Raw genomic sequence first — 12,996 nt, 5'->3', positions numbered from 1 at the left:
GCTGCGACCACCGCGCTGCGCAATACCCTGCGCACAGACCGCGGCACGATCGACGTGTTCGACTTCGGCCCCACCATGGAAAACCTCCGCGCCAATTGCGCCGAAGAAACCGGTCTCCCAGCCCCCATCCAGCCAAAATGGGCACACAATCTGAACGGGTGATGCGGGAGATGGCTTTCGCGGTCAGCCATCCCGGCCAAAGGGTGTGTCATCAGCGCATGACGTGTTTTCCGACACGTCAGCGCGCCCACCCTTTGGCAGCCGGCTTGAGCGTGGCCAGAAATGCGGCGGCGCTCGCGCGATAGGCTGCGCGCATTTCCGGGGCCATCCTGTCCCAGTTGGCGTACATCTGTACCATGCGGCGATTGCGGCGAAAGCGGCGCTCGTGGCGCGCCAGAAAATCCCAGTAAAGCGCGTTGAACGGGCAGGCGTCCGGCCCGGTCTTCTGTTTGACGTCATAGCGGCACCGGCCACAGTGATCCGACATGCGATTGATATAGGCTCCACCACCGGCATAGGGCTTGGTGGCAAGGCGGCCGCCATCGGCGTGCTGGCTCATGCCGATCACATTGGGCAATTCCACCCATTCATAGGCATCGGCATAGACGACCAGAAACCAGTCCGCCACGTCCCCGGGATCCACCCCGGCCAGCATCGCGAAATTGCCCAAGATCATGAGCCGCTGGATGTGATGCGCATAGGCATTATCTCGCGTGTTGCGCACGGCTTCCGCCATGCACAGCATATCGGTGTGTCCGGTCCAGTAGAATTCCGGCAGGGCGCGCGTCGCTTCCAGCACATTGGCGGTGGCGACTTCGGGCATTTCCATCCAATAATAGCCGCGCACATATTCGCGCCAGCCGATGATCTGCCGGATAAAGCCCTCGGCGGCGTTTAGCGGGATGTCGCCCGCCGCATAGGCATCCGCCGCCGCCTGCGCGACCGCCAGCGGGGTCAGCAGCCCGAGGTTGATGGCCGGGCTGAGCCAACTGTGATAAAGCCAGTCCTGACCCGTCACCATCGCATCCTGATAGGTGCCGAAGGCAGGCAGCGCCGTGCGGATGAAATGATGGAGCGCGCGCCGGGCCTCTGTCGCAGTCACGGGTAGGGCGAACCCGTCCAGCCGCCCGAAATGGCCGGGGAAGCGATCCGCGACAAGCGCCATGACATCGCGCGTCATGGCGTCGGGAACGATCGGCAGCGGTGCGGGATAATCAAGGCCGCGCCTGGGCGGGGCACGGTTGTCCTTGTCCAGATTCCATTGATCGCTCTCCGGCTTGCCATCGGCAGTCATCAGCAGGCCGGTCTTGCGCCGCATGTCGCGATAGAAGAATTCCATCACCAGATCGCCCCGCGCCTGCGCCCAGGTCTGAAATTCAAGGATGCTGCAGATGAACCGGTCATCGGGCAGGACATCGACCGGCAGACCGAAATGCTTCGCCCAATCCTTGATCATCTTCGCGACGCGCCACTCGCCAGGCTCGACGATGCGGATTGACTTTGGTTGATGGCGTTTGATCGCGCGGGCAATCTCTCCGGTAAAGCTCCCGCTGTTTTCGGGATCGTCGAGACGGATATAGTCGACCACCCAGCCATCGGCGCGCAGTTCATCGGCGAAGTGCCGCATGGCCGACAGGATCAACGCGATCTTGCGCTTGTGATGCCGCACATAAGTGGTTTCCTCGGCAACCTCCACCATCACAATGACCGCATCAGCCCGCGCGATATCGTGCAGGGAGGCCAGGCCGTGTGAAAGCTGGTCGCCCAGAATGGGGATGAGAATGGTCATGCGATCGCTATAACGTCCAAAATCATCCATAGGTGCCTGATTGCAGGCGATGACTTCCCCGCCTCAAGTGGCTGCCGCAAGATATGCCTGACAGACGCGGGGCAATTCTCTGCGCAGGCATGAAAGATGCTCTTGCGAGGCTTCAAGCTCCATCACCACGCGCACCGAACCGCCCAGCAATGTCGCCAGCATGAAGGCAATAGATCCGATATCGGTGAACCGCGCGTCGGGGGCGGCAGCCAGTAATCGGCCGATGACCTCGATCATCTGTTTCATGGCATTGCCCATCACCTCGCCCAGATCGAACTCGGCGGCAATGCCATAGATCGCGCGCGATGCGACCATGTCGGCGGTCTTGGCGTCGAGCCACGCGATTGCCAGACCCTCCGCAAGCGTTGCCAGGTCACTGCCCTCAAGACCCTCGGCTGCCGTCAGCATGGACGCAATAATCGCCTCAAGCTGCCGCTCGACGACCGCGAAGAGAAGCGCCTGCTTGTGCGGATAATATTGATACATCGTGCCGACCGAAACGCCCGCCCGTTCGGCGACCCGCGTCGTCGTAAGGCGTCCAACCCCGTCAGCCAGCAAAACCTGAATGGTCGCGGTGTAGATCGCCTCGATCGTCGCAGCCGAGCGGGCCTGTTGCGGCATTTTCCGCGGTTGAAGCAGCGATGGTGCGGGGCGGTTCATATGCGAATTCCAAACCTGAATGATCCTTCATATATTGGACCCATACCCAGACCGTTGCAAGGAACAATGCTATGAATACCGTTCTCATCACAGGCTGCTCGACCGGCTTTGGCCGTGAAACCGCACGCTATTTTCTCGATCAAGGCTGGTCGGTCATCGCGACGATGCGTGATCCTGCGGCCAGCGTCTTGCCGGTTTCCGACAGGTTGCGCGTTTTGCCGCTCGACGTCACCGATGCGGCCAGCATCGCAGCGGCGGTCGCCCAGGCCGGGCCGATCGATGTGCTGGTCAACAATGCGGGCATTGGTTGGCTCAATGCGGTCGAGGGCACGTCGATGCAAACGGTGCGCGACATATTCGAGACCAATCTGTTCGGCACGGTGGCGATGATGCAGGCGGTGCTCCCGGACATGCGCGAAAGGCGCTCGGGCGTGATCGTCAATGTCAGTTCGAGTTCGACGCTCAAGCCGCTGCCGCTGCTTTCGGTCTACCGTGCCAGCAAGGCGGCGATGACGGCGCTGACCGAGTCCGCCGCATTGGAGCTTGCCGACTTCGGTATCCGCGCCAGAGTGGTCTTGCCGGGCATGGCACCGTCGACCGATTTTGCGGTGTCCGCGCGGGCGCGCATCGCCGAAGGCGGCTGGTTCCCCTTGGCCTATGAGGGGTTTGCCAGCCAAACCATGGCGATGATGGAAACCGCGGCATCGGGCGATCTGACGACCGCGCAGGATGTGGCCGAGGCGGTGTTCCGCGCCGCGACCGATCCGGGCTGTCCGATGGTGCTGCCCGCCGGTGCCGATGCCATCGCCTGGTCGAAGGCCGCGGCCTGACGAAAATCCAGCGTGGCGGTGCTGATCCTCACAGTGTCGCTTGACGCCGGGAGACGCGCCGCCATCTTGGCCTTTGAGCCCACCTCCCGCTCCATCGACCGAGGCCATCCTGAATGTCTGCCCGCAACCGCTATTATGACGGCCCCATCTCCGCGCATTTCGACGGCCTCCGCTTCCTGAACCCGGCAGGCGAGCCGGAGACAGACCGTTCCTTGGGCGATGTGCTGCGCTGGCATCGCACCGCGCCGAAAACGGCGTGGCCGGTATCGGTTCCTGTGGCCCCCGTCGTCCCTGCCGCCAAGGTGAAAGGATTGCGCGTCACGATGATCGGGCACGCCACCCTGCTGATCCAGGTCGGCGGTCTGAATGTGCTCACTGATCCGGTCTGGTCCGGTCGCGCCAGTCCGCTGGCCTTTGCCGGGCCACGCCGGGTGACGCTGCCCGGCATCGCCATGGACGATCTTCCGCCCATCGATGCGATCCTGTTATCGCACAATCATTACGACCATCTCGACATCGCCACATTACGCGCTTTGCACGCCCGCCATGATCCGTTGATCGTCACGCCGCTCGGCAATGATCGCATCATTCATCGTCATATACCCAAAGCGCGGGTCGCGACGGGCGACTGGTTCGACCGGTTCGACATCGCACCCGGCGTCGAAGCGCATATCGTGCCGGCGCTCCATTGGTCCTCGCGCGGCATGCGGGACCGGCGCATGGCCCTGTGGGGCGGGTTCATGCTGCGGACGCAGGGTCAGCTCATCTATTTCGCCGGTGATACCGGCTATGGCACGGGCGCGATCTTTCGCGATCTGCGCGCACGCTTCGGCCCCACCGATCTCGCGCTCATCCCCATCGGTGCCTATGATCCGCGCTGGTTCATGGCCGCCCAGCATACCGATCCGGAAGAGGCCATTCAGATCATGCTGGATCTTGATGCCCGGGCCGCCATCGGCATTCATTGGGGCACATTCAAACTGACGGACGAACCCAGAGATGAACCTGCCTTGAGGTTGAGGGCGGGCCTTGCGGCGCGCGCCATCGCGCCGGATCGCTTCGTGGCCTTGCGCCCGGCGGAGACGGTGGCTTTCGACGCGGCACCGGATGAGGTCCAGTAAAAATCCAGGCCATGCCGATGCTCCGACTGCCATCACCCGGTGACTGGCTCGCCCTGTGGATCGGCACTCCTCGGCGGCGACATTATGAGTGGGCCGTGTGGTGTCGGTGAAAACGGGTGATCGTCCGTCCTTTTTACCGGCAGCGCGGCACCGAGATTGAACCGCTGTGGAACAAGGCGAAGACAGATGCCGCCTGCGCCAAAGGACATATCAAAACAAAATTTCGCCAATCCCAAATTTCTCGATGCCAAGCCGCGTCCAAAGACGTGTCGTCTGCGTATCTTTCGTCGGCTGGTTTTCGGCCGAACAGGGAGATGCCTCATGTCGAAGCCGTGGAAATTGCTCTTCGCCGCCGCGATTGTGCTCGCGCCAATATCGGTGGCGCGGGCCGAACAATTGATCGGGGTGACGCTCGATCAGCGGATTGTGACCTTCGACTCCGCCAGCCCAACACTGATCGGCAGTTCAGCGCTGATCAGCGGACTGGCTGCAGGCGATGTGCTGGGTGGGATCGATATGAGATCCTCAAATGGCGTCATTTACGGAATCGCCGCCAATAGTGGTCGCATCTATTCGCTGACGACCGCGGGAATCGCAACATTCGTGAGCGCCAGTTCCGTTGTCCCCACCAGCGGGATCTTGGGTGTTGATTTCAATCCCGTCCCCGATCGGCTGCGCGTCATCGGCGGCGATGATCAGAATCTACGCATCAATGTGGATAATGGAGCCGCGACTGTCGATACGGCCATTAGCAGAGCAGACGGGGGTGCGATTGATGTGATCGGATCGGCCTATACCGGCGGTTTCGCAGGCGGACAGTGCGAACAGGTCGATGTCATAGGCCACACCGGCCTCCGTAACGATGCCGACAGGCCAGCTTGACGTTGTCCCCCCCAATGAAGTGCCAGCTTGTAGTTGCTCTATATTTTGCTAGGTGTTATCCCTTAAAAATAGAAAAATAAGGTCGGCTCCTGTATGCTTCATTCTAGAGCGCTCATGTATTTCGACGAGGTGGCGCGGAGGGGTTCCATTCGTCGTGCATCGGATCATCTGAATATCGCGGCCTCCGCGGTCGATCGGCAGATATTGCAGCTCGAGCAATATATCGGCGCGCCTTTGTTCGAACGGACCACCAAAGGCCTCATCCTGACCGCGGCGGGCGAGATATTGGTCGAAACCGTGCGGCGCACCAAGCGGGAGCTTTCGAAAGCAAAGTCTCATATCGATGATTTGCAGGGACTCCGCCGCGGTGAAGTCTCCATCGTTACGGTTGAGGGCGCGCTCGCATTCATCGGCAAGGCGCTTGCGGCATTTCATCGGAATTACCCTGCCATCAGCCATCGCGTCCAGGTTGCGCCGGCCGCGACGGTCGCCGATCTGGTGCTGGCGAACCAATTCGATGTCGGTCTCACTTTCAATCCGCCCAACACCCACGCACTCCGGTTGGAAAAGACGGTGTTGTACAAGCTGGGCGTAGCCGTGATCCCGGGGCATCCGCTCACCCAAGTCGATGTGACGATCGATGAATGCAGCAAATATCCGCTCATCATCCCTGACGGCAGTCTTTCGCTTCGCGCCGGGATCGACGCTTTTTGGCAGCGGGGGATCGGCACCGTGCCGCTCGCGGCGTTCGAGACCAGCAGCTTCACCTTGGCCAAGCAACTCGCTTATCTGGGATGCGGTGCAGCGCTGGTCACGGCGATAGACGTGTTCGACGAGGTTGAATCGGGAGGGCTCATATTCCTGCCATTCGTCGAGGAAAAAGCGCCGCTATCCAATCTTTCTCTCATCGCGGCGAGCGGACGATCGTTGTCCATTCCATCGTCACTTTTTATCAAACATTTGTCCGAGGTCATGATGAACCAGAACGAACCCTCGGTTTAAGCGGCACGTTTGACGACGGTTTGAACGTGAATCTGGAATGCGTTCGGCCGGGTGCCGCAAATTTGCGATGCCACGCCCTAATAAAGTTGATGGAGAGGCGTCCGCCCCAACGCTATGTGAACGACCATATGATGGACGGTCCGGCGGCGTGAGGGAATATGGGAAATCTTGATTTCGGCTTTTTCACGCAAGACATCTATTGAAACCGGCACGAAAAGAGGTGTGTTCGTGATCAAAATCCTGTTGTCCGCCTTCTCGCTTATGCTGGCGTCGATGACGCTCCTGATCGGCCCTTCGGCCGCGGCTCAGACCGCGAGCGTGCCGCATAAGGCGCGTTGCGAAGCGCTCATGGGGACGGATTTCGGCCGGATCCAGGATGCGCCTGCGCAAATCATCACGGCGAAGGTGGTGAGCGGCGACGGCGAGCAGCCCGATTACTGTCTGGTCGAAGGCTATGTCACTTCGACCGTCGGTTTCGAGCTGCGACTGCCGGAAACATGGAACAGCCGCTTTCTCCAGGTGGGATGCGGCGGTTTTTGCGGGGGCACCCGCTTTTCTACGGAGACGGCGCAATGTGATGATGCCGTGCGTCGGGGCTATACCTGTGTCATTTCCGATCAGGGCCATAAGTCGCAGATGGATGATGGCACATGGGCGCTCGATAATCTGAAGGGAGAGGTGGATTATGGCTTTCGGGCGATCCACGTCACCGCGCTCGCGGCCAAGGGCATTGCCACGCGCTATTATGGCGCGGCACCGAAATGGTCCTATTTCACTGGCTGCTCCGGCGGCGGGCGACAGGCGCTGGCCGCCGCGCAGAAATTTCCGGAAGACTATGACGGGATCATGGCAAATGATCCGGCGTCGCGTCTGTGCGATTCCTTTGCGATTTTTCACTGGAATATGCTGGCCACACGCGGACAGGATGGTCAGTCGCTATTCGGTCCGACCGATATCGAGGCGCTGAAACAGGCTGTGATCGCGAAATGTGACATGAATGACAATGTTCGTGACGGTGTGATCGGTGATCCGCGCCAGTGCAATTTCGATCCGGTTGAGATTGCGTGCACGGCCAGCCGCACCAAGGCGTGCCTGTCGCCGCTGCAGGTGGAGGCCGCGCGCAAAATCTATTCCGGCCCGGTCGATTCAAAAGGACGCAAAATCTATCTTTCGCATTCCGTTCTGGGGTCGGAAGACGGCTATTTCTCTTTCACTTCGCCGGAGCGTTTCTCCTCCGACTTCATGAAATACATGGCCTTCGGGCAGGATCCCGGCCCGGATTGGGACGCGTCCACATTCGATTGGGATAAGGATCCCCAGCGGATGCGCCTGATGAGCGCCATTTACGAAGCCAGCAATCCCGATCTTCGGGCCTATCGCGATCGCGGCGGCAAGCTGCTGATCATGCAAGGCTGGCACGATGACGGCACGCCGTTTTCCCTCAACACGATCGACTATTACGAGATGGTGCAGAAGGCCATGGGCGGAGAGGCTGCGACCAAGGCCTTCGCCCGGCTGTTCATGATCCCTGGTCGTGCGCATTGCGGCGGCGGGCCTGGCGCAAATGCGATCGACCAGCTTTCCTATCTCGAAGCCTGGGTGGAAAGGGGTCAGGCGCCCGATGTGCTGATGGCGCGCCATGTGCCCTCCACCGATTGGGCCACGCAGGACGTCACGCAATATTTCCGCAATCCCACGCAGAAAACGACCTTCTCCCGGCCGATCTACGCCTATCCCCTGCAATATCGGTATAGCGGGCGCGGGGATCCGAATGACCCTTCGAGCTTCGTGTCCGTAAATCCCCTAAGAGCGTCCGCGAAGCCCAAGCCGTAAAGGGCCATAGGCGCAATGGTGCAGCCGATGGGCTAAGCCCATCAATAATCGAACGGTCAGCCCTAAAATCTGCTCTTTATTGTAGCGGCGCCGAGGCGGTATCATGCTTGGACAAGCCAAGAGGAAAAAGCGTTGGATCCGATACTCTGGAACGATTGGCATGTCGTTGGCGACACCGCCGCCTTGTTGCATGGCGAGACGTTCGCCACAGCCCTGCTCGGCGTCGCGCTTCAGATTGCGCGTGCGGAAGATGGCAGCGTTGGAATCGTGCAGTCCGATGGCGTGCCCGTTCTGTGCGACGTGCGCTACGGGTTCATATGGGCCTGCCTTGGGACACCGATGCAGCCGATCATCGACGTTCCGGAACTCGCAGTCGAGGATATGACGGCTGTCATCGGCGGCGCGGTCTCCGTCCATGCGTCCGCCGGCCGCGCGATCGAGAATTTTCTCGATCTCGGGCATCTGGGTTATGTCCACGCCGGATATCTCGGCGCAGAACCCGAAACGGCGGTGGCCAGCTATAACGTCGAAACTCTGCCGGGCGGGGGGGTGCTCGTGACGGGATGCGAAGTCTTTCAGCCCAATGCGCTGATGGACAATCAGGGCGTGATGATCGGATATAGCTATAAAGTGGAACGGCCGTTGACGGCCTGGTTCCAAAAAATACTTTTGGACAGCGGCACGCTTGTGACAACCGCATATCTGTTCGCGCAGCCCGTCGACGAGGATCATTGCGTCGCCCACACGCTTTTGCTGGTCCCCGGCAGCGCCTACAGCGCGGCGGACATACGCGGATATCAGCAACTCATATTTCTTCAGGACAAGCCGATCCTCGAAAATCAAAATCCCAAACGTCTGCCCATCGGCCCGCGCATGGAGATTCCGATCCTGGCCGACAAGACATCAATCGCCTATCGGCGCTGGCTCGCGCAATTGGGGGTGACCTATGGCGTGGTGCGTGAAGCAGCGGGCGTGCCGGCATGATTGCGTCAATCGGATGGCATCCCGTGGCCGCGTCCTCCGATTTGCCGACGGGGCATGTCTATCAAACCCAATTGGAAGGCCAGGCGCTCGCCGTCTGGCGATCTGCCGAAGGGGAGGTCAATGTGTGGGAGGATCGCTGCCCCCATCGCGGCGTGCGCTTCTCGATAGGCGTGGCTGTCGGCAATGAATTGCAGTGCCAGTATCACGCCTGGCGCTTCGCCAGTGGCAGCGGTGCCTGTACCCATATCCCTGCACATCCTACCCAAAAGCCGGCTGCGGTCATTCGCGCGACGATCTTTCCCGTGATCGAACGCGGCGGATTGGTGTGGACAAGAGTGGCCGAGGACCACAGCGAAGGCACTGTCCCCTTGGTGCGCGATGGTGTCGTGATGCGCGCGTTGCCCGTAAACCGGCCCGCCGCAACCGTGGAAGCGGCGCTCTTGGCGGCCGAATTGACGGGGGCCACCTTCTTTGTTCAGCCGCTGGCGGAGGGGCAAAGCGTTATCCGGGGGATTGCGCGCGATGAGGCTTCCCTGCGCACGCTTGACTCTGCGCTGGAACGACTGCGCCGCCAATTGGAGGCCGATCATGCTGTTATATGACAATGCCATGCTTCCCGAATGCTATGCCGTCCGATTGTTGAGCGGGTTGCTGGGGGTCGAACTGGATCTCAAGACGGTTGATTGCTATCCTGGCCGGCAACATCGGGAAGAGGCGTTTCTGGCGATCAACCCATTGGGAACATTGCCCGTGCTCGATACGGGCGACGCGTTTCTACGCGATTGGCTGGCGGCGCTCGTCTATCTTGCCGCGCGGTATGACAGCAGCGCGCGCTGGTTGCCGACCGCGGATGCCGGGCGTCTTGCCGCGGTTCAGGAATGGCTTTCGATCGCCCGTCTGCTTCAGTCCAGCGCGGGTGCCGCTCGCCTCCATGATTCCATCGGGATGGCTACCGATATCGAGCGCCGTCGCCGGGAGGCCCATGATCTTTTACGCATGACGGAAAAGCATCTCTGGTTCGGCGAACGCGGCGGCGATGACTGGCTGGTCGCCGGCGCGGAGCCCACGATCGCGGACATCGCATTGTTCGTCCATGTCATCCTCAGCGAGGAGGGCGGGATCGCGCGTATGCCCTATCCCGCCGTGCGCCGGTGGACGGAACGGCTCCGCCGCCTGCCAAATTTTGCGCTCATGGGAGGCGTATTTCCGATGCCTGCGCTTGATGCGAGCCGCACCCTGTTGTCCGAGACTGAATGTCAGGCCGCGTCAGCGCAGAGCGCAACACATTAGAGCGTCATGACATTACATGGCTCCGTCATTGCGAGGAGTGCAGCGACGCCGCAGTCCAAGGTGGCATAAACTGCTCTGGATTGCTTCGCTACGTTCGCAATGACAGGTTGGATCGACCTAAAGTCATCGCGCTCTAAGGGCGCAGCGCGATGACTTAAATGGCCAATTTGCGATGGCCGCCGACGCCTTCATATTCATCCGAGACCTTGTCGCTTTCGCGGCTCAGTCGTTGAGTCAGATATTCGCCTCCCTGCAAGGGAGCGAATTTCGGTTTCTCGCCCGGTGCCAGGCAGCTCGGAATACATTCGACCAAAGTGTCGAAGGACGGGCTGAAGAATGCGGGGATGGAGTAACGATCCTGGCCGGTGAGGCCGATCACGCGATGCGGCGTGGAGACGTAGAGATTGTTGGTCCAAAGTTCGAGCATATCGCCGACGTTGATCACGAATGTGTCTTCGACATAAGGCGCTTTCACCCATTCGCCGTCGCGTGTTTGAACCTCCAAACCCCCGTTCGGATCCTGCATAAGGATCGTCAACATACCGAAGTCGGTATGCTCGCCGACAGCCATGTGGTCTTTCTTCTCTTCTTCGGTCTGCGGCATATTGTGCATCAGGCGCAGATGAAAAGTTGGTTTTCTGCAAAGCTCCACGAAATAGTTTTCGTCGAGATCGAGGCTCAGAGCAAAAAGCCTTTCCAGCCTTTCGCCCAAAGCAAGCACCGCTTGGCGGTAAGGCTCAACCGCCTCATGCAACCAAGGCTTGTCCGCAGGCCATCGGTTGGGACCATGCAGGAAATGACCTGCCATCACGTCCGGATCATCCAGAGGCAGATCAAGCGAAAGCTCAAAACTCTCGAGCACTTCGCGCTGTCCATCGGACGACGGCATGAAGCCCCTGCGGAATCGCGGGTCGATCAGGTCTTTTATTCGTTCTTCTTCGGGCAGCGCGAAATACCGCCTCGATGCGGCGGCGGCGGCATCGCAGATTTCTTTGGGAACGCCATGGCCTTTGATGAGGAAGAAGCCAACTGACAAGCAAGCTGCGCGAATATTAGCGCTGATCGCGATGCGCGCGGTGGCGTCGTTGAAATCAGACAGATCGATTAACGGAATTACCTCAGCTTTCAGACCTTGCTCCGCATGATACATAAACCATCCTTCCAGCCGATTGAGTTATCCTAATTTTACTGGCCTGCTCCGCTCCAAACGCCGTTCTGCGCGATGAAGCAGCATCCCAAGTGGTCGGGCATCGCGCCAGCATAGAGTTTCGGTCGACCTGTGCTGAAAAATCGATCCGCCCCAAGCGGAACCGCTACGGTCGGTCAAAGCGCGGCGATCGTAGAATTTTGCGAACATCGCGCTCGAATCATACAGATGGCATCGAAAGGCGAGCGCCCTATGATGTTGTCTTCAAGGCGATCTTCGAAGATCGGCCCTCGAAGGCAAGGATTGCATGAGCTTGGAACTGACACGGGAATGGACGCAGGAAGAGGCTGAACGCGGATCGATCGCTGATTCTCTGGCGCTGAAGATGCTGGCGCGCAGGCTTCCCAAGGCCGAGTTGCACATGCACTTCCTCGGCTCGATCCGCAATTCCTTCCCTTTTACCGCACAGGCCTGGGACGGGGCCGCGAAGGACTATGTGAACGCCGACGGTTTCTTTTCGGGGCTGCGGGCGATGGCGGCGGCGCTGACCAGCGAAGACATGTACGAGGCGGCGACGCTGCACGTTCTGCAGGATGCGATAAAGTGCGGTTGTCGGCACATCGAAATGTTCGCCACGCCGGGCGAGCTTCGGTGCGGCCCGGTTCCGGTATCGGACGCCCTCAAGGCCATGGGGCGGGCATTCGATCAGATCAGGCGGTATCACGGCGTGACTGGCGGCCTCATTCTGGCGACAGACCGCGCGGACGATCCAGCGGCTGGCATGGGCGTCGTGGTCGACGCGATGACGGCGAGAGACGCCGGGGTGCCGGTGTTGGGCATTGGAAACGATGGTGATTTCGTCCATCCCGTGCGCCTGTTCGCCCCTGCTTTCGAATATGCAAAGCGCGAGGGGTTTCGCACCACCTGCCATCTCTGCACCCCGCAGGACGTGATCGAGGGGCTGGATCTGCCGCTGGACCGTGCCGACCACGCTTATGATCTCAAGGGAAGGCCGGATCTGATCGCGAAATATCGCGAGGCGGGGATCGGTGTGACGTCGTGCATATCCTGTCTATGCTTGATGGGGCCGGGTATTTTTCCGACACCCGCGGATCACCCGGTGAACGAGTTCCGGCTTGCCGGTCTGCAGACATGTCTGGGGACCGATGATGCGGCCTTCTTCTACACCGATCTTGCCCAGGAATATGTCATCGCGCAGCAGGCTTATAGCTGGAGCCGGGAAGAGCTGCTGGAGATGGCGATGGCGTCGCTGGAGATGTCGTGGATCGACGGACCGGATCGCGATGTTCGTCTGGTGCAGTGGCGGGCGGAGGCCGAGCGGAGCTTGGCTGATCCAAGGACGAGTAAAGTGCCTGGATCTTGACCCCCATCGCGCGGGCAGCGGGCGCAATGCTTTGGCCTTGCTGA

12 protein-coding genes are annotated in these 12,996 nt (G+C 60.3%); 9 read left to right on the top strand and 3 right to left on the bottom strand.

Going from position 1 to position 12,996, the window contains the following annotated elements:
• Positions 1–238: 238 nt before the first annotated feature.
• Both FHS49_RS08600 and FHS49_RS08595 read right to left on the bottom strand, forming a co-directional pair.
• Positions 239–1,789 carry a cryptochrome/photolyase family protein gene (locus tag FHS49_RS08600; protein ID WP_184017290.1) on the bottom strand — a complete coding sequence of 517 codons (1,551 nt, stop codon included), beginning with the start codon at positions 1,787–1,789 and terminating at the stop codon, positions 239–241.
• Positions 1,790–1,852: 63 nt separating this feature from the next.
• A complete protein-coding gene (locus FHS49_RS08595; RefSeq protein WP_184017288.1) occupies positions 1,853–2,479 on the bottom strand; it encodes a TetR/AcrR family transcriptional regulator in 627 nt (208 codons plus the stop codon).
• A gap of 71 nt (positions 2,480–2,550) precedes the next feature.
• On the opposite strand from FHS49_RS08595, the gene FHS49_RS08590 reads away from it, so the two are divergent.
• The 8 genes from FHS49_RS08590 (at position 2,551) to FHS49_RS08555 (ending at position 10,421) form a co-directional block, all read left to right on the top strand.
• Entirely contained in the window at positions 2,551–3,309 is a 759-nt protein-coding gene (locus FHS49_RS08590) for an SDR family oxidoreductase (RefSeq protein ID WP_184017286.1), read from the top strand.
• Positions 3,310–3,422: 113 nt separating this feature from the next.
• Positions 3,423–4,430, top strand: coding sequence for an MBL fold metallo-hydrolase (locus FHS49_RS08585; protein WP_184017284.1), 1,008 nt, complete (start codon positions 3,423–3,425; stop codon positions 4,428–4,430).
• A gap of 321 nt (positions 4,431–4,751) precedes the next feature.
• On the top strand, positions 4,752–5,312 hold the full coding sequence (locus FHS49_RS08580) for a DUF4394 domain-containing protein (RefSeq protein ID WP_184017282.1): 561 nt from the start codon (positions 4,752–4,754) through the stop codon (positions 5,310–5,312).
• Between the two features lie 93 nt (positions 5,313–5,405).
• On the top strand, positions 5,406–6,314 hold the full coding sequence (locus tag FHS49_RS08575; RefSeq protein ID WP_184017280.1) for a LysR family transcriptional regulator: 909 nt from the start codon (positions 5,406–5,408) through the stop codon (positions 6,312–6,314).
• 228 nt (positions 6,315–6,542) lie between these two features.
• Positions 6,543–8,147: a tannase/feruloyl esterase family alpha/beta hydrolase gene (locus FHS49_RS08570; RefSeq protein ID WP_184017278.1), complete on the top strand. Its 1,605-nt coding sequence runs from the start codon at positions 6,543–6,545 to the stop codon at positions 8,145–8,147.
• A 132-nt stretch (positions 8,148–8,279) separates the two neighbouring features.
• Entirely contained in the window at positions 8,280–9,131 is an 852-nt protein-coding gene (locus FHS49_RS08565; RefSeq protein WP_184017276.1) for an aromatic ring-hydroxylating oxygenase subunit alpha, read from the top strand.
• Positions 9,128–9,733: a Rieske (2Fe-2S) protein gene (locus FHS49_RS08560; protein ID WP_184017266.1), complete on the top strand. Its 606-nt coding sequence runs from the start codon at positions 9,128–9,130 to the stop codon at positions 9,731–9,733. The genes FHS49_RS08565 and FHS49_RS08560 overlap by 4 nt, the downstream gene beginning before the upstream one ends.
• Complete coding sequence (locus FHS49_RS08555; RefSeq protein WP_221240422.1) at positions 9,720–10,421, top strand: glutathione S-transferase N-terminal domain-containing protein; 702 nt, start codon at positions 9,720–9,722, stop codon at positions 10,419–10,421. The genes FHS49_RS08560 and FHS49_RS08555 overlap by 14 nt, the downstream gene beginning before the upstream one ends.
• A gap of 154 nt (positions 10,422–10,575) precedes the next feature.
• Here the strand turns inward: FHS49_RS08555 and FHS49_RS08550 are convergent, their stop codons facing one another.
• Positions 10,576–11,571, bottom strand: a complete 996-nt coding sequence (locus tag FHS49_RS08550) for an isopenicillin N synthase family dioxygenase (protein WP_184017264.1) — start codon at positions 11,569–11,571, stop codon at positions 10,576–10,578.
• A 304-nt stretch (positions 11,572–11,875) separates the two neighbouring features.
• On the opposite strand from FHS49_RS08550, the gene FHS49_RS08545 reads away from it, so the two are divergent.
• The gene (locus tag FHS49_RS08545) at positions 11,876–12,952 is read left to right on the top strand and encodes an adenosine deaminase family protein (protein WP_184017262.1); all 1,077 of its coding nucleotides are present in this window, start codon (positions 11,876–11,878) and stop codon (positions 12,950–12,952) included.
• Positions 12,953–12,996 lie beyond the last annotated feature (44 nt).

Source organism: Sphingobium boeckii, assembly GCF_014199215.1.
GTDB classification, from domain to species: Bacteria; Pseudomonadota; Alphaproteobacteria; order Sphingomonadales; family Sphingomonadaceae; genus Sphingobium_A; species Sphingobium_A boeckii.
This window is presented reverse-complemented; position numbering and strand designations above follow the sequence as displayed.

Coding starts and splice junctions, on each gene's coding strand:
- FHS49_RS08560 (WP_184017266.1), top strand. CDS start 9,128: ATGATTGCGTCAATCGGATGGCATCCCGTGGCCGCGTCCTCCGATTTG.
- FHS49_RS08595 (WP_184017288.1), bottom strand. CDS start 2,479: ATGAACCGCCCCGCACCATCGCTGCTTCAACCGCGGAAAATGCCGCAA.
- FHS49_RS08545 (WP_184017262.1), top strand. CDS start 11,876: ATGAGCTTGGAACTGACACGGGAATGGACGCAGGAAGAGGCTGAACGC.
- FHS49_RS08555 (WP_221240422.1), top strand. CDS start 9,720: ATGCTGTTATATGACAATGCCATGCTTCCCGAATGCTATGCCGTCCGA.
- FHS49_RS08575 (WP_184017280.1), top strand. CDS start 5,406: ATGCTTCATTCTAGAGCGCTCATGTATTTCGACGAGGTGGCGCGGAGG.
- FHS49_RS08550 (WP_184017264.1), bottom strand. CDS start 11,571: ATGTATCATGCGGAGCAAGGTCTGAAAGCTGAGGTAATTCCGTTAATC.
- FHS49_RS08590 (WP_184017286.1), top strand. CDS start 2,551: ATGAATACCGTTCTCATCACAGGCTGCTCGACCGGCTTTGGCCGTGAA.
- FHS49_RS08585 (WP_184017284.1), top strand. CDS start 3,423: ATGTCTGCCCGCAACCGCTATTATGACGGCCCCATCTCCGCGCATTTC.
- FHS49_RS08600 (WP_184017290.1), bottom strand. CDS start 1,789: ATGACCATTCTCATCCCCATTCTGGGCGACCAGCTTTCACACGGCCTG.
- FHS49_RS08580 (WP_184017282.1), top strand. CDS start 4,752: ATGTCGAAGCCGTGGAAATTGCTCTTCGCCGCCGCGATTGTGCTCGCG.